The sequence below is a fragment of the Cellulomonas sp. URHD0024 genome (assembly GCF_000426185.1).
Lineage (GTDB): Bacteria > Actinomycetota > Actinomycetes > Actinomycetales > Cellulomonadaceae > Cellulomonas.
The window spans coordinates 221795-239358 of the sequence record NZ_KE384506.1 but is presented as its reverse complement, the minus strand read 5'-3'; the positions used below and the strand labels follow the sequence as shown (position 1 = coordinate 239358).

The 17564-nt window shown below is 71.7% G+C and carries 18 protein-coding genes and 1 pseudogene; 10 read left to right on the top strand and 9 right to left on the bottom strand.

Annotation, left to right across the window (positions count from 1 at the left end):
- Nucleotides 1-257: 257 nt before the first annotated feature.
- Nucleotides 258-1082, bottom strand: a complete 825-nt coding sequence (locus I847_RS0120820; RefSeq protein WP_028051253.1) for a DUF5926 family protein — start codon at nt 1080-1082, stop codon at nt 258-260.
- An 88-nt stretch (nt 1083-1170) separates the two neighbouring features.
- On the opposite strand from I847_RS0120820, the gene pgm reads away from it, so the two are divergent.
- Nucleotides 1171-2844 (top strand): phosphoglucomutase (alpha-D-glucose-1,6-bisphosphate-dependent), encoded by a 1674-nt coding sequence (pgm, locus tag I847_RS0120815; RefSeq protein ID WP_028051252.1) that lies wholly within the window; start codon nt 1171-1173, stop codon nt 2842-2844.
- On the opposite strand, the gene I847_RS0120810 is transcribed toward pgm, so the two are convergent.
- Nucleotides 2841-3137 (bottom strand): GNAT family N-acetyltransferase, encoded by a 297-nt coding sequence (locus I847_RS0120810; RefSeq protein WP_028051251.1) that lies wholly within the window; start codon nt 3135-3137, stop codon nt 2841-2843. The two genes, pgm and I847_RS0120810, sit on opposite strands and share 4 nt — an antisense overlap.
- A 59-nt stretch (nt 3138-3196) precedes the next feature.
- Here I847_RS0120810 and I847_RS0120805 point away from each other — a divergent pair, with 59 nt between their 5' ends.
- Nucleotides 3197-4507: an MFS transporter gene (locus I847_RS0120805; RefSeq protein WP_028051250.1), complete on the top strand. Its 1311-nt coding sequence runs from the start codon at nt 3197-3199 to the stop codon at nt 4505-4507.
- A 120-nt stretch (nt 4508-4627) separates the two neighbouring features.
- Here the strand turns inward: I847_RS0120805 and I847_RS0120800 are convergent, their stop codons facing one another.
- Entirely contained in the window at nt 4628-5905 is a 1278-nt protein-coding gene (locus I847_RS0120800; protein WP_028051249.1) for an MFS transporter, read from the bottom strand.
- A gap of 125 nt (nt 5906-6030) precedes the next feature.
- On the opposite strand from I847_RS0120800, the gene I847_RS0120795 reads away from it, so the two are divergent.
- On the top strand, nt 6031-6546 hold the full coding sequence (locus I847_RS0120795) for a gluconokinase (RefSeq protein WP_028051248.1): 516 nt from the start codon (nt 6031-6033) through the stop codon (nt 6544-6546).
- A gap of 72 nt (nt 6547-6618) precedes the next feature.
- On the opposite strand, the gene I847_RS0120790 is transcribed toward I847_RS0120795, so the two are convergent.
- The gene (locus tag I847_RS0120790; protein ID WP_034611409.1) at nt 6619-7440 is read right to left on the bottom strand and encodes an SRPBCC domain-containing protein; all 822 of its coding nucleotides are present in this window, start codon (nt 7438-7440) and stop codon (nt 6619-6621) included.
- Nucleotides 7441-7473: 33 nt separating this feature from the next.
- Complete coding sequence (locus I847_RS25165) at nt 7474-7785, bottom strand: hypothetical protein (protein WP_034611407.1); 312 nt, start codon at nt 7783-7785, stop codon at nt 7474-7476.
- Nucleotides 7786-7942: 157 nt separating this feature from the next.
- On the opposite strand from I847_RS25165, the gene I847_RS0120780 reads away from it, so the two are divergent.
- Nucleotides 7943-8533, top strand: a complete 591-nt coding sequence (locus tag I847_RS0120780; RefSeq protein WP_028051246.1) for a hypothetical protein — start codon at nt 7943-7945, stop codon at nt 8531-8533.
- Between the two features lie 178 nt (nt 8534-8711).
- Nucleotides 8712-9242 (top strand): M15 family metallopeptidase, encoded by a 531-nt coding sequence (locus I847_RS0120775; protein ID WP_028051245.1) that lies wholly within the window; start codon nt 8712-8714, stop codon nt 9240-9242.
- 59 nt (nt 9243-9301) lie between these two features.
- Here the strand turns inward: I847_RS0120775 and I847_RS0120770 are convergent, their stop codons facing one another.
- The 3 genes from I847_RS0120770 to I847_RS26010 form a co-directional block, all read right to left on the bottom strand.
- Nucleotides 9302-10918 carry a methyl-accepting chemotaxis protein gene (locus I847_RS0120770; protein ID WP_028051244.1) on the bottom strand — a complete coding sequence of 539 codons (1617 nt, stop codon included), beginning with the start codon at nt 10916-10918 and terminating at the stop codon, nt 9302-9304.
- A 112-nt stretch (nt 10919-11030) separates the two neighbouring features.
- Complete coding sequence (locus I847_RS0120765) at nt 11031-11678, bottom strand: response regulator transcription factor (RefSeq protein ID WP_028051243.1); 648 nt, start codon at nt 11676-11678, stop codon at nt 11031-11033.
- A complete protein-coding gene (locus I847_RS26010) occupies nt 11675-12787 on the bottom strand; it encodes a sensor histidine kinase (protein ID WP_081681204.1) in 1113 nt (370 codons plus the stop codon). Before I847_RS26010 ends, I847_RS0120765 begins: the two co-directional genes overlap by 4 nt.
- A gap of 200 nt (nt 12788-12987) precedes the next feature.
- Here I847_RS26010 and I847_RS0120755 point away from each other — a divergent pair, with 200 nt between their 5' ends.
- Both I847_RS0120755 and I847_RS0120750 read left to right on the top strand, forming a co-directional pair.
- Nucleotides 12988-13668, top strand: a complete 681-nt coding sequence (locus I847_RS0120755; protein WP_028051242.1) for a hypothetical protein — start codon at nt 12988-12990, stop codon at nt 13666-13668.
- 70 nt (nt 13669-13738) lie between these two features.
- Nucleotides 13739-14095 carry a VOC family protein gene (locus I847_RS0120750; protein ID WP_028051241.1) on the top strand — a complete coding sequence of 119 codons (357 nt, stop codon included), beginning with the start codon at nt 13739-13741 and terminating at the stop codon, nt 14093-14095.
- A 25-nt stretch (nt 14096-14120) separates the two neighbouring features.
- Here the strand turns inward: I847_RS0120750 and I847_RS0120745 are convergent, their stop codons facing one another.
- Nucleotides 14121-14690, bottom strand: a complete 570-nt coding sequence (locus tag I847_RS0120745) for a TetR/AcrR family transcriptional regulator (RefSeq protein ID WP_028051240.1) — start codon at nt 14688-14690, stop codon at nt 14121-14123.
- A 108-nt stretch (nt 14691-14798) separates the two neighbouring features.
- Here I847_RS0120745 and I847_RS25155 point away from each other — a divergent pair.
- From I847_RS25155 to I847_RS0120725, 3 genes and pseudogenes are all read left to right on the top strand, one after another.
- Nucleotides 14799-16291, top strand: a pseudogene (locus tag I847_RS25155) (MFS transporter).
- A 224-nt stretch (nt 16292-16515) separates the two neighbouring features.
- Entirely contained in the window at nt 16516-17070 is a 555-nt protein-coding gene (locus I847_RS26410) for an alternate-type signal peptide domain-containing protein (protein WP_081681201.1), read from the top strand.
- 56 nt (nt 17071-17126) lie between these two features.
- Entirely contained in the window at nt 17127-17558 is a 432-nt protein-coding gene (locus tag I847_RS0120725; protein ID WP_028051236.1) for a hypothetical protein, read from the top strand.
- Nucleotides 17559-17564: the final 6 nt, after the last annotated feature.

Genomic DNA, 17564 nt, shown 5'->3' with positions numbered 1-17564 from the left:
CGGCGGCTACCGCCTCGGAGGAGGCGACTGTGCCGTCCACGGCCACGGCTGCCTCGTCGGCCCGAGCAGCGGCTACCGCCTTGGAGGAGGCGACTGTGCCGTCCACGGCCACGGCTGCCTCATCGGCCCGAGCGGCGGCTACCGCCTTGGAGGAGGCGGCACTTCCGCCCTTGCGCGTCACACGAGTCACCCTATCCACGGACGCGGGCGGAAACCGGACCGAGGGCCGCGACGGGACGACCGTTCACCCGGTGGTGTCAGCGCAACGTGACCTGGCGCGCCACGAGGCCTGCGCGGGCGCGACGAGCGTTGGCGTCCAGGGGCGTGGTGTCCGCGATCGCGGCGAGGAACGTGTCCTTGAACGCGGCGAGCGGTGCCTCGACGTCCTCGGCCTCGGAGCCCTTGGCCAGCTCCCACACGGGGACGACGAGCCCGCTGGCCCGGAAGTAGCCGACGAACTTGGCTCCCTCGAAGCCCGACTCGCGAGCGCCGTGCAGGCGCGCGAGGCCGTCGAGGACCACCTGCTCCTCGAGCGGCTGCGCCCAGCGCAGGAACTCGCGCGCGCCCATCCGGCACCAGTACGCCGCGTCGGCGGTCGCGAGCTTGCGGGTGTCGATGATGCCGGCGTCGGCCTCCTCGATCGCCGCGGTGAGGTCCGCGGTGCGCTCGGTCTGCGGGTCCAGCCAGTAGCCGAAGGACTCCTCGATCGTCACGACGAACGGGACGGACAGGTCCAGCACGTCCTGCAGGCGCGGGCCAGGCTCGGGCAGGCCGATCGTCTCGACGGCCGTGCCGGGCTCGGAGTCGATGGCCTCGAGGAGTGCGTGCGCGAGGTCGCGGCTGGTGTCGCCGGAGCTGCTCGTGGTCTGCAGCGCCAGGAGGATCGTGCCGTCCGCGCGGTGCAGGGCCGGCCAGCTCGTCGGCAGCACCGTGGTGACCAGCACGTCGACCGCGCCGTACTCCTTGGTGGTGCGGGCGGTGGCGGTCGCCGCCGGGACGAGCTCCTTGAGCGCGACCCAGTCGGGCTCACCCGGGAGACCCTCGAACGGACGCAGCACGAAATCGGTCGAGTTCTTGGCCATGCGGACCAGGCTACCGGCGCCACACCCGAGACCACGTACGCGCAGGTCGGGAGGTGCGCCCGCCACGTCCTTGGGGGAGGATCGAGGCATGGACCCGCGCGCCGGAACTCTCGCCCAGCCGTCCGATCTCGTCGACCTGGACGCCCTCACCGGCGCCTACTACGACCGCGAGCCCGACCTGGACGATCCCGCGCAGCGCGTGGTGTTCGGCACCAGCGGGCACCGCGGCTCGGCACTGGACACGGCGTTCAACGAGGCGCACATCGTCGCGACCACCGCGGCGATCGTCGAGTACCGCCGCAGCCAGGGAACCGACGGGCCGCTGTTCATCGGTCGGGACACGCACGCGCTGTCGGAGCCGGCATGGAGGTCCGCCCTCGAGGTGCTCGCAGCGGCCGGGGTCGAGGTGCACATCGACGCGCGCGACTCGTACACGCCCACGCCCGCCGTCTCGCACGCGATCCTGCGGCACAACGGCGCGGGCACCTCCGAGGGCGTGCGGACCCAGGGTCCGGGCCTCGCCGACGGGATCGTCGTGACCCCGTCGCACAACCCGCCCCGCGACGGCGGTTTCAAGTACAACCCGCCGGACGGCGGCCCCGCGGGTTCCGACGCCACGGGCTGGATCGCGGACCGCGCGAACGAGATCCTCGCGTCCGGCTTCCGGAACGTGCGGCGTGTCTCGACGGAGCAGGCACTCGCGGCGGACACCACGCTTCGGCACGACTTCCTCTCGTCGTACGTCGCGGACCTGGCCAACGTCATCGACCTCGACGCGATCCGGACCGCGGGCGTGCGGATCGGCGCCGACCCGCTGGGCGGTGCGTCCGTGGAGTACTGGGGTGCGATCGGGGAGCACTACGGCCTCGACCTGACCGTCGTGAACCCGACGGTCGACCCGCGCTGGGCGTTCATGACGCTCGACTGGGACGGCAAGATCCGGATGGACTGCTCGTCGCCGTACGCGATGGCGTCGCTGGTGGCGAGGATGGCGGGCGACCCGCCCCCGTTCGACATCGCGACCGGGAACGACGCCGACTCGGACCGGCACGGCATCGTCACACCCGACGGCCTCATGAACCCCAACCACTACCTCGCCGTGGCCATCGGCTACCTCTACGGCGGCGCGCGTCCGGGCTGGCGGCCCGGCACCGCGATCGGCAAGACCCTCGTCTCGTCGAGCCTGATCGACCGCGTCGCCGACAAGCTGGGCGCACGCCTGCTCGAGGTCCCGGTCGGGTTCAAGTGGTTCGTGCCGGGCCTCGTCGACGGGTCCGTGGGGTTCGGCGGCGAGGAGTCCGCGGGCGCGTCGTTCCTCCGCACGGACGGCACCGTGTGGACCACGGACAAGGACGGCATGCTGCCCGCCCTCCTCGCGTCGGAGATCCTGGCCACGACCGGCAAGTCGCCCTCCGAGCACCACCGCGAGCTCGTCGCCGAGTTCGGCGAGTCCTGGTATGCCCGCGTGGATGCCGTCGCGACCCGCGAGGAGAAGGCGACCCTGGCGAAGCTGACGCCGTCGCAGGTGACCGCGACCTCGCTGGCCGGCGAGGAGATCACGGCGCGGCTGACCGAGGCACCCGGCAACGGTGCGTCCATCGGCGGCCTGAAGGTCACGACGAAGAACGCGTGGTTCGCCGCCCGGCCGTCCGGCACCGAGGACGTCTACAAGATCTACGCCGAGTCGTTCGTGTCCGCCGAGCACCTGGCCCAGGTGCAGGCCGAGGCGAAGGACGTGGTCTCGGCGGCTCTGGGGGCCTAGCCCTTCGGGTGCCGCACGAGGTCCTGGTAGTCGGGGTGCCGAGCGATCCAGGACTTGACGTACGGGCAGTAGGCGACGACGTCTCGGCCGCTGGCCCGCACGTCGTCAAGGGCTGACCTCACCAGGATGCTGGCGATGCCCTGCCCCTCGAAGCGCGGATCCACCTCGGTGTGCGTGAACACGACCGTCGGGCCGATCGTGTCGTACATCGCGAACGCGACGACGACGCCCTCCGGGCTGAGTGCTTCGAATCGGTGCTCGTCGGGCGCGTCCCTGACCTGCACATCCGTCATGACCACGATGGTGGGCCATCGAACGGGCCGCGCGATAGCCCCGGTGCGACACTGACCACATGCTCTCGCCCTACCGCGACGTGCTGACGCGTCCTGGGGCGCTGGCCTTCTCCGCATCCGGCGTGCTCGCGCGGCTGCCCATGTCGATGGTCGGCATCGGGATCGTGCTGATGGTCTCGTCGCTGTACGGGTCCTACGGGCTGGCCGGCGCGGTCTCGGCCGTGTACGTCGTCTCTCAGGCGATCTGCTCGCCGCAGCTGTCCCGGCTGGTCGACCGGCGCGGGCAGTCGCGGGTCATGAGCCCCGCGGTCGCGATCGCGGCGTTCGGGCTCGTCTGGCTGATCACCACCGCCCTGCTGCAGCTGCCCGCCGGTTTCCTGTTCGTCGGCGCCGTGATCACCGGCTCGGCGATCGGGTCGTTCGGGTCGTTGGTGCGGGCGCGCTGGGCGTCGCTGCTCGGCACCGACGCCCACAGGATGCACACCGCCTACTCGCTGGAGTCAGCGCTCGACGAGCTCGTGTTCGTCGTCGGACCCGTCGCGGCGACCCTGCTGGCGACGGGTGTCGCGCCGACCGCCGGGCTCGTCGTCCCGCTCGTCGCCATGGTCGGCGGCGGGTACTGGTTCCTGTCCCTGCGCGGCACCGAGCCACCGTCGGCACCCGTCGGTTCGCCGCGTCCCCGTGGGTCGGTGCTGGCCAAGCCGGGCATGGCCGTGCTGGCCGTCGTGTTCGTGGCGATGGGCTCGATCTTCGGCGCCACGGACGTCTCCACGGTCGCCTTCGCCGACGAGTTCGGGTCCAAAGGTCTGGCCGGCGTGATCCTCGCGGTCTTCGCGCTCGGGTCCCTGATCTCCGGGCTGCTCTACGGCACGCGGCAGTGGAAGCGGCCGCTCTACCTGCGCTTCGCGAACGGCATGGTGCTCCTCGCCGTCGGCGTCTGCTTCTTCTTCTTCGTGCACTCGCTCGTCGCGCTGGCCGCCGTCATGTTCGTCACCGGGTTCGCCATCGCGCCCACCCTGATCAACGGCAACGGCCTGGTGCAGGAGCTGGTGCCGCGCGCACGTCTGACCGAGGGGCTGACCTGGGTGGGGACCTCGCTCGGCGTGGGGGTGTCCGTCGGGTCCTCGGTCGCCGGGGCCCGTATCGACGACGCCGGGTCGCACGCCGGGTTCCTGGTGGTCGTCGTCGCCGCCGGGCTTGCCGTCGTCGCGACGCTCGCCTCCCTGCGCACCCTGCGTGGCGACCCCGCGGAGCACGTGCACGACTCCGTGGAGCCGGGCTCACCGTCGTCGACCGGCGGCGCAGCGGTCGCAGCCTGCGAGATCGCGGAGTCGGTAGAACCGTCCAACCCGGGCACCCCGGCCGCCTAGCCCGGGGCGCTCCGACTCCGATCCGATCCGCTCGAGTTCGTGCGTTCGAGTCGAGTTCGTGCGTTTCAACGTGCGAACTCGGCTGGAACGCACGAACTCGGGCCGATGTGGGTGGGCGGGTTAGGGGACCGGGTGGCGGGCGTCGTAGGCCCAGAAGGTTCGTTGGGAGCGGACCAGCAGGATCAGGAGCACCACGCACAGGGTGCCGCCGATGACGGCGGCCCATCCCTCGCCGATGTGGGCTGCCGCACCGCCCAGCATCGCCTCGCCCAGCCGCGGGCCGCCCGCGACGACGACGATGAAGACGCCTTGGAGCCGGCCGCGCATGTCGTCGGGCGTGGCGGTCTGCAGGATGGTCTGCCGGAACACCGCGCTGACGGCGTCGCTCCCGCCCGCGACCACGAGCATCAGCGCGGCGAGGATGAGCGCGATCCAGAGGACGTGCGAGGGATGCGTCCCGCCGCTGACGACGAGGACGAGCCCGAAGCCGGCGATCGCCAGCCCCCAGATCACGATCGCGACGCTGATGATGCGGCCCTGCCAGCGGATCCGGGTCAGCCGGCCGGACAGCAGGGCCGCCAGCATCACGCCGACCGCCGCCGCCGCGGTCATCACGCCCGTCGTCGTCGCCCCACCGCCGAGGTAGACCAGGCCCACCGCCGGGAACAGGACGCGTGGCGACGAGGTCAGCATGGCCACGAGGTCCACGGCGAACGTCATGCGCACGTTCTTCTGCGTCCCCAGGTAGCGGAACCCGTCGACCACCGAACTCAGGCCGGCCCGACCCTTGGGCTCCCCGACGGGCGGCTGCGCGGGCAGCCGGAAGACCGCGACCAGAGCCGCGGTGAACAGGAGCGCGTCGACGGCGTACGCCGTCGCGTAGCTGAACGTTGCGACGAGCACCGCGCCCAGCAGGGGTCCGAGCGTGAACGAGATGCTAGTGCCGAGGGTCTGCAGCGCGTTCGCGGCGGGCATCAGCCGCGCGTCCAGCAGCCGGGGGATGATCGCCGACCGTGCCGGCGCGTTCACGGCGAACGCGCCGGACTGGATCGCGACCAGGAGGAACAGCACCCAGACCTCTTCGACCCCTGCCCAGGCCTGTACCGCGAGCAGCAGCGTGACGGTCCAGGTGACGAACGCGGAGACGAGGGCGACGCGGCGACGGTCGTAGTGGTCGAGGATCGCACCGCCGTACAACCCGAAGATGACCAACGGTACAAGTGCGAAGAGGCCGAGCAACCCGACCGATCCCGTCGACCCGGTGAGGTGGTAGACCTGCAGCCCGACGGCCACGACCGTCAGCTGGGCGCCGAGGTTCGCGATGCTCAGGCCCAGCCAGAGCCGCCGGAACGGCGGGCTGACGCGCAGCGGCGTCAGGTCCATGGCGAGGGAAGGCACCGCGGGATTCTAGTTGCCCGAGGCTGCGTGCCGGGAGCCGAGGTCGTGCGTTGCAGCTCGATTCGTACGTTCCAACACACGACCTCGACTGAAGTGCACTAACTCGGCGTGGGACGCTGGCGGGCGTGGAGCGAGAGCATCTGGTCGTCATGGGCGTGTCCGGGACAGGCAAGTCGACGGTCGGACGGCTGGTGGCCGAACAGCTCGGTCGCCCGCTGGTCGAGGGCGACGACCTGCACCCGCCGGCCAACATCGCCAAGATGCGCGCCGGCCTCCCGCTCACCGACGAGGACCGCGGACCGTGGCTGCGGGCCGTGCGCGACGCGATGAACGCCGGTGGCTCGACGGTCGTCGCGTGCTCGGCGCTGCGGCACTCCTACCGCGACATCCTGCGCACCGCCGAGGGCCGCGTCCGCTTCGCGCTCCTCGTCGTGACGCCGGACGAGCTGGCCGCACGGCTTGTCGCCCGCACGGACCACTTCATGCCGGCGAGCCTGCTGGCGAGCCAGCTCGCCGCGCTCGAACACCTCCAGCCGGACGAGGACGGCGTCACGATCGCCGCCGAACCCACCCGAGAAGGCACAGCGTCCGCACTCGTGGGGGTCCTGAGCCCAACGAGTGCGGACGCAGCGGAGAGGTGAGCCGGCAACGTCCGCGCTCCTGGGGGCTGGAGCACCCACGAGCGCGGACGTCGTGACATACGGGGGGCGGATTCAGCCTGCGAGGCTCGAGCCCGTCTCGAGGAGGGTCTTGAGGTCGCTGAGCATCTGGGGCCAGCCGCCGCCGAACTCCGGCAGGTCGCCCGAGAGCAGGGCCGCGCTGCGCGGTGCACCGGTGACGTCGTGCGTGAGGGTCAGCTGCGTGACGTTCTCGCCGCGGGGCTCGAGCTCGTAGGTCAGCCGCTGGAAGCCCTCGGCGCGAGCCTCCTCGTCCCAGAGGGTGCGCCAGGTCTGGACGAGTCGCTGGTTCTCGACGACCTCGATCACCTCCCCGTCGATGATCGGCTGGTCGAGCGGAAGGCCCATGAGCTCCGAGGGGAGGGTGGTGAAGGAACCGCCGGGCACCAGGTCGTAGTGGGACGGCGACCCGTACCCGTAGCGCGCGTTCCACTCGGGCGAGGTGATGGCCCGCCAGACGGTGGCGGCGTCGGCCTTGATCCAGATGCGGTTGACCAGGACGGTGGTGGTAGCCGTTTCAGAAGTCATGGTGGTCTCCAGGGCGCTCTTGAGGTCGGTGAGGGCGTGCAGGCGCTCCGCCCCCAGCAGGTCGTACTTGTCGATCCACCGCTCGTGGATCAGCTGGATCGGGACGGCGTTGAGGAAGTGCAGCTTCTCCCGCCCCGATCTCCGGGTGACGACGAGGCCCGCCTCCTCGAGCACCGACAGGTGCTTCATGACCCCGAAACGGGTCATGTCGAGGCCCTCCAGCAGCTCTGTCAGCGTGCGGCCGTCACGCGTGAAGAGCTGGTCCAGGAGGTGCCGCCGGGTGGCGTCGGCCAGTGCCTTGAACACCTGGTCGTCGCGGCCCTCGTCCATACCGACGACAATAGGTGACTCATTAGTCACATGTCAACGGAGGCCGGCACCGGGGTTCGCGTCGTCCGCGTCCAGCACGGGCGCGACGATCGTGTCCTCGGGACTCGTCGTCGATCCGGGCATGGCGCTCTTGGCGGTGTCGACGGCCTTCTCCCAGAGCGCGGTGCCCTGCTGCTTCGCGAAGGCGGCGGCCTGCGCCTCGTACTCCTGCACGTACCCCTGGACGCGCGGGTCGGCCCAGACGTCCGACGCCCAGACACGGAACTTCGCCAGCTGTCGACGCCCGGACGCGGTGCCGAACAGATAGCCGACTGCGACGCCGAGGGCGAACGCGATCCTCTTCATGGCGGACCTCCAGGTGTTCGGTCGAAGACTCCGAGCGTAGGCACGAGCACGCCAACCCGCGACGGGGACAGGACGGCCCGGACGTCGGCCGAACGGGTGAGGGGCGTCAGGACATCGGCGACAGCGGCCCTAGGCTCGTCGCCGAACAGGGGGCAGCGTGCGTCGCAGAACCAGAAACATCGCCATCTCGATCTGTCTGGCCACGGCGCTCGTCGGCAGCGCCGGTGCGGCGTTCGTCGCGCTGTGGCCGGAGAAGCACGGACTCGACCCTGAGCTCTGGCCCACCGAGACGCTGGCCGTCGACCCTGCGGTCGCGCTGGCAGCGCCGCGCCACGTCGAGCAGGTCGACGGCTGCCCGGGCCTCACGGTCAAGACCCCCGCTACCGCCACCAGCCCCGCGCGCCCGGCCGGGAACACCGCGATCGAGCTCGCCCCACACCACTACACCCTGTGGGCCTGCCTCGGGGCCGTCGACAAGACCGGCGGTGCGCGGCACGCCGTCGCCCGCACGCTCGGGACGAAGCACGACCTGCTCAGCTTCGGCGCGACCCGAGTCGACTCACCGAGCGGCGAGCTGGTCCGCGTCTACCGCACCGTAGGGAAGTCGGGACCACCGCACCTGACCGACTGGGTGGTGGACCACGGCGGCTACACCTACGCGTTCGGGTACCTGCACCCGGTCGGCAACGCCGCATACTCCAGCAGCGTCGAGGCGATGATCGGGTCGGTCACCTGGGACCAGCCCTGACGGTCCCACTCCTGCGAGTCACTGATCGGAGGGCTGTCGGCCCGGTCGCGGACCTCGACGCCCTCGTGCGCGGGGCCGACGAGCTCGGTCCACCGACGAGCACGTAGGTCTCCGGGCGGACAGGAACCGCGTCTCAGGGCTGATGTGCTGGACCCCGCACGTCCTCGAACCTGAGGGCATGACCCTCTACGTGGTGCCCCGGAGGCTGACCCACCGCGGACGCTACGCCGTCGTCGTGGGGACCGCGGCGCTCGCCGTCGTCGCCCTCTTCGTCGTGACACAGCTGTCCAGCCCGCCGAGCGCGGATGCGGGCCAGAAGCCCACGACCACCGAGGACGGGGTCGACGCCGAGCTCGCCGCCCGGTTCGCTGCCGCCCAGGACGCCGCGTCGAAGGACGGGGTCGTCCTGACGATCACCTCCGGCAGGCGGTCGGTGGCGGAACAGCAACGGCTCGTCGACGAGGCGGTCACGAAGCACGGCTCCGCGCAGGAAGCCCACCGGTGGGTGCTCCCGCCGGAGTCGTCGCCCCACGTGCAGGGCCTGGCGCTGGACGTGGGCCCGACGGCCGGCGCGCTGTGGCTCGGCCAGCACGGGGTCGAGTTCGGCCTGTGCCGGACCTACGCCAACGAGGTCTGGCACTTCGAGAAGCTCCCCGACGGCCTCACGCAGTGCCCGCAGATGCACCCCGACTCGTCGTGGGGGTGGTGACTCGGGCGACGACCGTGCGTCGACGCCCGAACCCGGTCCGGGTCCGGGCGCACCGTTCGCTACCGCGTGAACCGGGAGACGGCCTCACGGAGCTCGGCGGAGGAGGCGACGAGGGTCGCGACGCTGGAACGGGCGTCATTCACGACGTACGCGTTCGAGGCGGCCGCCGTGGCCACACCGGTGATGTTCCCCGCGATCTGCGTCGCCCCGGTCGCGGCCTCGACCGCACTGCGCGCCATCTCGTTCGTCGTGGTGGTCTGCTGCCCCACCGCCGAGGCGATCGTGAGGTGGAAGTCGTTGATCTGGGCGATGATGTCGCCGATCTCCTTCACTGCGCCCACGGCGTCGGAGCTGTCGCTCCGGATCAGCGCGATCCGACGCGCGATGTCCTCGGTGGCGTCGGCCGTCTCCCGGGCGAGCTCCTTGACCTCGCCTGCGACGACGGCGAAACCCTTGCCGGCCTCGCCCGCTCGTGCTGCCTCGATCGTCGCGTTGAGCGCCAGGAGGTTGGTCTGCTCCGCGATCGCCGTGATGGTCTTGATGACGTTGCCGATCCCCTTGCTGGACTCCCCGAGCGCAGCGATCGTCTTCGTCGCGGCCGTGGTGGTGCTCGTCGCCCGCTCCGCCACGGATGCCGCGTCGTTCGCGCTCTCGGCGATCTCGCGGATGCTGACGCCCATCTGCGCCGCTCCCGCCGCGACCGCCTGGATGTTGCGGGAGACCTCCTCGGCCGCCGCAGCGACGACGCCGGTCTGCGTGGAGGTCTCCTCGGATGCCGCGGAGACGTCGGCGACCGCGACCGACAGCTCGTCGGCCCCGGCCCCGACCCGGTCGGCCTCGGCCGAGACGGCACCGAGCGTGTCGGACATGGCCCCCTGGGCAACGTGGAGCGAGACGGCCATCCGGCCGATCTCGTCTGCGGACCGGACAGGCGCCCGGACGGTGAGGTCGCCGTGCGCCATCGCGTCGAGGGACGTCTGCACCTCCCGCACGGAACGGCTGATCCGCGACGCGACCCGCAGGCTCAGGAGGCCCGCGGCGACGACGCCTGCACCGAGGAGCGTGATGAATCCCCTGATCGCGGAGCTGGAGCGTTCCTTGGTCTGCTCGTCCAGCAGGTCCATCTTGGTGTCGACGTGGGTCTTGAAGTTCGTGAAGGCGCTCGTGTAGGTAGAGACGAGCACGTCGTCCATCGGCGCCGCGTCGGTGAAGGCACCGGGCTGGTCGCTGGTCGCGGCAGGAACCAGGGTCGAGTCGCGGAACTCTGTCCAGGCGGTGAATGCGTCGTCGAAGGTCGTCCACGTCGGCCAGTCGGCGGCCTCGGACTTGAGGATGATCTGCCGGTTTACCTCGATGTCGGCGTTGATCCGCTGCAGGTCGTCGAGCCACGCCGTCTCCAGGTCGCCGGCGGGGACGGCAGCGATGTCGCCGATGAGGACGCGGTCCTCCAGCGAGTACTCGTGCAGGTCGTCCATCGCCTGGTCGTACGTCGTCTGGATCTGGGTGAGCTGGTTGGCGGTGGCGGCGGTCGCGCGCAGGGCCACGACGACGTAGGCACCGCTGCCGACGGAGGCGACCGCCAGGACGGCGACCGTCGCAAGGATCTTGGTCCGGACGGACAGGTCTGCGAGCAGTCGTCGGCGACGCGGGGCGGACTGCGATTCGACGGTGCTCATCGGAATCCTCTGAGGGCGCGGGCGAGACGGGTGGCCTCGCTCCGTCCATCGACCGGGCCCGCGCCGGACTGAGAGGTGGGTCAGAAATTCCCGGGTGAACCTTCCAGGCGGCTCACTCGGGTGCGTTGAGGCCAGCGTCCCGGGCGGCGACGACGGCCTGGGCGCGGTCGCGGAGCCCGAGCTTGGCGAACACGTGCCGCACGTGCGTCTTGACCGTGGCCATGCTGATGACGAGGGCGTGCGCGATCTCGGTGTTCGAGCGACCCGCACCGATGAGGGCCAGCACCTCACGCTCGCGCTCACTGAGCTCGTCGAGACCCGGCGGCCGCACCGTAGGGACCGGTGGCCGGGCCGCGAAGTGGTCCATCATCCGCGCCAGGACCGCGGGGGCGACCACCGGCTCGCCCGCCTCCGCCCGGCGCACCGCGTCGACGAGCCCGTCGGACGTCACGTCCTTGAGCAGGAAGCCGACCGCCCCGGCGCGCAGCGCGTCGACCACGTTCTGGTCCACGTCGAACGTCGTCAGCGCGATGACGCGCGCCTCCCCCGACGCGACGATCCGTCGGGTCGCCTCGACGCCGTCGACGCCGGGCATCCGCAGGTCCATGAGCACCACGTCCGGGCGCAGTCGCGCCGCCGCCTGCACCGCGGCCTCGCCGTCCCGCGCCTCGCCGACGACGTCTACCCCGGCCAGCTCGAGGATCATCCGCAGCCCCTGCCGGACCAGGTCCTGGTCGTCGACGACGAGAACACGCGTCATCGCGCACCGTCCGGCACGACCACCCGCACGACGAACCTGCCGTCGCGCACCCTCGCCTCGAAGCTGCCGCCCAACAGCTCCGCGCGGTGCCGCATGCCCGTCAGGCCGCGACCGGGAAGCGGGTCGGTCGGTGCGGCCGCCGCGTTCGCCGACTCGACCGTGACCTCGTCGCCGGTCCACGTGACGGTCAGTGCGGCCTCGTTGCCGGCCGCGTGCCGGCCCGCGTTGGTCAGGCACTCGCGCACGACACGCTCGACGGCCGCGGTCGCCGGTGACTGGTCGTTCCACGGCTCCCCGACGACGGTGAGCGTGTGGGCGATGCCGGCCGCGGCCGCTCGTCGGGAGAGCTCACGGATGTCCTCGTGCCCGGCGTCGCCGTCCGGCGACAGGACCCCGAGCACTCCGCGGATCTCCGTGAGGGTGCGGTGGGCCGTCTGGCGGATCGTCTCGACGGGCGCCGCGGCGCGGGACGGGTCGAGCCGCAGCGCCGCCTGCGCGGCCTCCGCCTGGATGGCGATGAGCGTGACCTCGTGCCCGACCACGTCGTGGAGCTCCTGGGCGATCCGCGCCCGCTCCGCGCCGACCGCGGACTCCTCGGCGCGGCGGCGCTCGTCGCGCAGCTCGTCGGTGAGCCGCGCGAGGCGCGCGTTCTGGTCCCGGAGCCGCGCGACCACCTGCCCGACGAGGACCGGCGCGACGACGGCCAGGACACCGCCGACCGACGAGACGGGCGGTTCGGGACCGAGCAGCGTCCCGACGACCGACGCAGCCGAGGCCCACGCCGCGGTGAGGACGACCGCCCAGCGCGGCGAGGCGTAGCAGCCGAGCGCGTAGAACTGCAGGATCACGGCGACGAACCCGAACAGCGGGTAGCCGTCGAGCGGGATGAGCCAGAACGCGCTGGACGCGAGCGCCGACTCGACCGGGCGCGTGCGCCGCCACGCCAGCGGCAGCAGCGAGCCGAGCACGTAGACGATGCCGAGCGCGCCGTCGGTGATCGGCGAGACGAGCGTCTGCGCGAGGCCCGCGAGCACGAGCACGACGGCGAGCGCTGCGTCCAGGCGGTTCGTGCCCGCCCTGGTCAGCGTCCGGTCCAACGCACTGTCCACGAACGCGAGCGTACGAGCAGGTCCCGGCGTCGCGCCTCACCCCGAGGGCTGAGCGTCGGTCATCCCGGGCCGAGCCGACGGGCGGTCGCGGGCTGAGCGCAGAAGCGGTCCGCGGGTCGATGCGGCGTGCCGACGCCGGTTCCTAGCGTCGTCCGTGCCGGCTGACCGCCGGCATCGACCCAGACCCAAGGATCCCCGCCATGACCGCTCTCACCGCCCCGACAGACACCCGCTCCACCCTCGACGTCGAACGCCTCAGCACCCGGTTCGGCCTGGCGTTCCCGCTCAGCCAGGTCGTCGTGATGATCGTGATGGCGCTCCTCGTGCTCCCGAACGCCGGCTCACCCGACGACCCACCGCTGGAACGGGGCGCTCGGATGCTCGAGGGTGCGAGCGCCTACAAGATCGGCAACTTCGTCTTCATGATCGCCGGGACGCTGCTGCTCGGCTTCCTCGGGGCGGTGCACCTGCGCCTGCGCAGAGCCGACGGCACGGGCGTCCTGGCCACCGTCGCGGTGGCGGCCGGCACTCTGCTCGCGCTGATCTGGCCGCTCGCGGCTGTCCTGCACGACGTCACCGTCGAGGCGGCCTCCGCGGGCGGCGACCTGGCCACGTTCGCCGGCTGGGACGCCGTCGCCCCGTTCTCGCTCTCGTTCTCGGTGCTCCCGCGCGTGTTCTTCATCGGTGCCGTCGTGCTCGGGCTGCGCGCCGAGAACGTGGCGCCGGGGCTGCGCCGGATGGGACTCGTGCTCATCGCGATCAGCCTCGTCGGCAGTGCGACCCTGGTCGCGGGCGGACTGTTCCCGGTCCTCGCGCTGAGCACGCTCGGCTTCGACCTCTGGCTCGGCGCCCTCGCCTGGCACTGGCTGCGCCGCGCGTGATCGTTCCGACGAGCCGGCGTCCCGCGGGGCGCCGGCCCGTCGCCGTCCCGCTCCTGACACGATGGTGCCCATGGAACGCGTGGTCGGGATCGGCGGAGTGTTCATCCGAGCGGCAGACCCCGCGGCACTGGGCGCCTGGTACCGCGAGTTCCTCGGCCTGGACGCCGACGAGAACGGTCTGTGGTTCCCGGCGGCGGGGCCGACGGTGTTCGCGACGTTCGACCCGGACACCGACTACTTCGGGTCCCGCACCCAGCAGACGATGCTCAACTTCCGGGTCCGCGACCTGGACGCGATGCTCGCGCAGCTCCGGGCCAAGGGCGCCTCAGTCCTCGGTGAGCCCGAGGCCATGGAGGGGGTCGGCCGGTTCGGGTGGGTCACCGACCCCGAGGGCAACCGGATCGAGCTCTGGGAGCCCATCGCTTGAGGCCGGCCGGCCAGCGTCAGGCGACTCACGTGCGGAGCGGCGCCAGCAGGTCGAGGGCAACGGCGCGGGCGGCCGCGGTCCGGGCCTCCTGGTCGCCGCCGATCGGCAACGGAGACTCCCCTCCGACGGCGCCGAGCATGAGCGCCGCGAACAGCAACGTCGCCCGCAGGGACGCCTCCGGAGTGGGGTCCTCCCCCGCGATCGCCGAGACGAGGGTGCGCAGGACGCCGAGCTGCATCCCGCCGAACTCGCTGCGCTCGACGACCGCGGGGTTCGTCTGCCCGAAGCGCAGGATTATCCCGCCGTCGGACTGCACCAGGGTGAGCAGCTCGTCCACCAGCCGCTCGTCGCGGGCGCAGCCCGGCGGCTCGTCGCGCGCCCACGCCGCCAGCTCCTCGAAGCGCTCGGCGTACCCGGACATCGCACGGCCGACGATGTCCTCCTTGGTGCGGAAGTGGTAGTACAACGCCGCCTTGGTCACGCCGACCTCGTCGGCGATCTCACGCAGCGACGTCTTGTCGTAGCCGTGCTCGACGAACCGACGCATCGCGACCGACACGATCCGCTCTCTCGTCGCGCTCCCGTCGCGGGGCATGGGCTCCTCCTCCTGTGACGCTCCTCAGGAAGCCTACTTGACGACCGGCAAGTATCGAGGTCTAGCCTCGGTATCGTTACTAGCCGGTCGACAAGTAAGGACACGACCATGGTCACCGCAACATTGCCGCTACCGCGCCCGCCCGAGAGCGGCGTGAGCGCCCGGCGGCTCGCGCTCATCATGGTCAGCCTCGTGCTGGCCCTCGTCCCGATCCAGCTGGACGCGCTCGTCGCCGCCACTGCCCTGCCGACCATCGCGGGCGACCTCGACGGGTTCGCCGACCTGGCCTGGATCACCACGTCGTACCTGCTCGCGATGGCCATCGGCACGGTCGTCGCGGGCCGGCTCGGCGACATGTTCGGGCGGCGGCGACTGCTCCTCGTCGCGCTCGTCGCCTTCGGTATCGGCTCGGTGCTCACGGGCCTGGCCCCGAGCATCGGGGCCCTCGTCGGCGCCCGGACTCTCCAGGGCCTCGGGGCCGGCATGACGTTCACCAGCCTGCTCGCGGTGGTCGCCGACGTGGCGCCACCGACCGTCGGGCCCGCTACCAGGGGATCCTCGGCGCGATCGCGCCGGTCTCGATGATCGTCGGGCCATGGGTCGGCGGCATCATCACCGAGCATCTCGGCTGGCGCTGGATCTTCCTGCTGAACGTGCCGCTCGTGCTGGGCTCCATCGCCGGGGTGCTCGCGTTCGTCCACCTGGCGGTTCGCCCGCGCGGCGGCCGGGTGGACGTCGCCGGGCTGGTCGCGGTGGTGTTCGCGAGCTCCGGCCTGGTGCTCGCCGCGACGTGGGGCGGCCACCGGTACGGGTGGGGATCGTGGCAGGTCGCCTCCGCCCTGCTCGTCGCCGCGGTCGCCATCGGCGTGCTCGTCCTCGTCGAACGGCGGGCAGCGCACCCCGTCCTCCCGCTCGACCTGTTCCGCACCCGTTCTGTCGCGCTCTCGTTCGTCGTGCTCGCCCTGGCCATGGGCGCCGTCATGACCAGCGCCATCAACTACCTGCCCGTGTTCCTCCAGCTGGTGCAGGGCCGTTCGGCGAGCAGCAGCGGCCTCCTGCTGCTCCCGCTGCTGCTGCCCGCGATCGTCGTCGCCGTGCTCGCCGGCCGCTGGACCACGACCCCGGCACGCTTCCGCCCGGCCATGGTGCTGGGCACGTCGCTGCTGATCGTCGCGAGCGGGCTCCTTGCCACGATGACCGTCGATACGTCCGGCTGGCTCACGGCGTCGTACATGGTGCTGGCGGGACTCGGCGTCGGGCTGCTGTTCCAGACGCCCATGGTGCTGGTGCAGAACTCCGTGCCGGGGGGCGAGCTCGGTGCCGCCACCGGAGCGGCCGGCTTCACGCGGATGATCGGCGCCGCCGTGGGTGCGGGTGCACTGGGCGCCCTGTTCTCGAGCACGGTCGCTGCCGCCATGCCGGGCGCGGTGGACGCGGCGTCGCTGACGCCCGAGAGCGTCGCGGCCCTGCCCGCCACCGTGCAGGCCACCGCACGGGCGGCGGTGGCTTCGGGATCCTCTGCGCTGTTCTGGGTGGCGACGGCGCTCGCAGCGATCGCGCTCGTCGCGGCGCTGGCACTGCCGCGCCAGGCGCGCTCCTGATCCGGGCGGCGCAAGCAGTCCGACGGACATGTCCGACATGCGCGTCACCCAATCGGCCCACGAGCAAAGCCGTCTGTTCTGGGGTAGATGCACGAATCGCAGCAAATGTCCTGGGTGCTACCGCCCTGCGCGCTTTGCACGGAAGGGTGGCCGTCCGGAGGTTGGTCGTGACTCCTTCATCATCGGCAGGAGGATCCCTCACGTAAGACTTTCCGCCGGTCTATCTGCCGGCGCGCTACGAGAGGCAACACAATGCGCAAGACGACCAAGGGCGCCCTCGCGCTCGGTTTCGGCGTCGCCCTGCTCCTCGGAGAGCAGGCACGTTCGCGACATGGAACGGCTCGGCCAACCTCGGCTCGGGCGCCGCCATCGCGGCCGGCAACCTCGCCGTCGCGCCGGCCGGCCCGGTCACCTGGGCATGGGCGAACGGTTCCACGATCGCCGACATCAACGCCGTCCGCCTGGTGCCCGGGGACGCGGTGACCTTCACGCGGTCGTTCGACGTGAGCGCCACGGGCGACCACCTCGCCGCCGACATCACGATCAGCGGCGGCGCCCTCGACGCGGGGGTCCTGACGGCGTCCCGGAGCGTCGTCGCACCTGCGGGAGTCACCGGCAGCGGTAGCGCGTTCGCGTTCGCCGCCAGCAACTCCGGCACCCCGCGCACCTACCACTTCACGGTGACGTACACGATCACCTTCCCGGACGTGACCACGGGGCAGAACACGTCGGTGAACCTCGCCGACACCACCGTGTCCGTGCAGCAGGTGGCGCTCTGACCGGTGCCCACCGGGCCGGGCGCTTCCGCGCACGTCTGATCGTCGTCGTCGCCGTCGTGCTCCTGTTCACCGGGAGCACGACGGCGTACGCCGCATGGGCGCGCAACGTCAACCTCGGGTCCGGTGCCACCATCACGACCGGATCGATGGGGCTGACCGCCGGCTGGGTCGGCACGCCGTCGTTCACCGGGTGGCCCACCGAGACGAAGACGGCCGTCATGCGCCTGACGCAGTCTGGCCAGGGTCGATGGCAGTACGACGTCGGCCCGGCAACCGGTCCCGCCGTCACCGCCGGTGCGGTCGTGACGTACTGGGTCGTCTCGGGCGCGACCTGCAGCGCCACCCCCCTGCCCGCCGGATGGAGCCCCACGGTCCTCCCGGCCGGCGGTTCCGCAGACGTGTGCGTCTCGGTGCAGCTCCCGGCCGGTCAGGTGTCCTCGCTGGCGTTCAACGTGCCGGTCACCGCACGCAACCAGTCGACGAATTGAGGATGT

What these genes read in the sequence shown, in the direction of transcription:
- I847_RS0120820 (WP_028051253.1), bottom strand. Translation starts at nt 1,082, where the DNA reads ATGGCCAAGAACTCGACCGATTTCGTGCTGCGTCCGTTCGAGGGTCTC.
- pgm (WP_028051252.1), top strand. Translation starts at nt 1,171, where the DNA reads ATGGACCCGCGCGCCGGAACTCTCGCCCAGCCGTCCGATCTCGTCGAC.
- I847_RS0120810 (WP_028051251.1), bottom strand. Translation starts at nt 3,137, where the DNA reads ATGACGGATGTGCAGGTCAGGGACGCGCCCGACGAGCACCGATTCGAA.
- I847_RS0120805 (WP_028051250.1), top strand. Translation starts at nt 3,197, where the DNA reads ATGCTCTCGCCCTACCGCGACGTGCTGACGCGTCCTGGGGCGCTGGCC.
- I847_RS0120790 (WP_034611409.1), bottom strand. Translation starts at nt 7,440, where the DNA reads ATGGACGAGGGCCGCGACGACCAGGTGTTCAAGGCACTGGCCGACGCC.
- I847_RS25165 (WP_034611407.1), bottom strand. Translation starts at nt 7,785, where the DNA reads ATGAAGAGGATCGCGTTCGCCCTCGGCGTCGCAGTCGGCTATCTGTTC.
- I847_RS0120775 (WP_028051245.1), top strand. Translation starts at nt 8,712, where the DNA reads ATGACCCTCTACGTGGTGCCCCGGAGGCTGACCCACCGCGGACGCTAC.
- I847_RS0120770 (WP_028051244.1), bottom strand. Translation starts at nt 10,918, where the DNA reads ATGAGCACCGTCGAATCGCAGTCCGCCCCGCGTCGCCGACGACTGCTC.
- I847_RS0120765 (WP_028051243.1), bottom strand. Translation starts at nt 11,678, where the DNA reads ATGACGCGTGTTCTCGTCGTCGACGACCAGGACCTGGTCCGGCAGGGG.
- I847_RS0120755 (WP_028051242.1), top strand. Translation starts at nt 12,988, where the DNA reads ATGACCGCTCTCACCGCCCCGACAGACACCCGCTCCACCCTCGACGTC.
- I847_RS0120750 (WP_028051241.1), top strand. Translation starts at nt 13,739, where the DNA reads ATGGAACGCGTGGTCGGGATCGGCGGAGTGTTCATCCGAGCGGCAGAC.
- I847_RS0120745 (WP_028051240.1), bottom strand. Translation starts at nt 14,690, where the DNA reads ATGCCCCGCGACGGGAGCGCGACGAGAGAGCGGATCGTGTCGGTCGCG.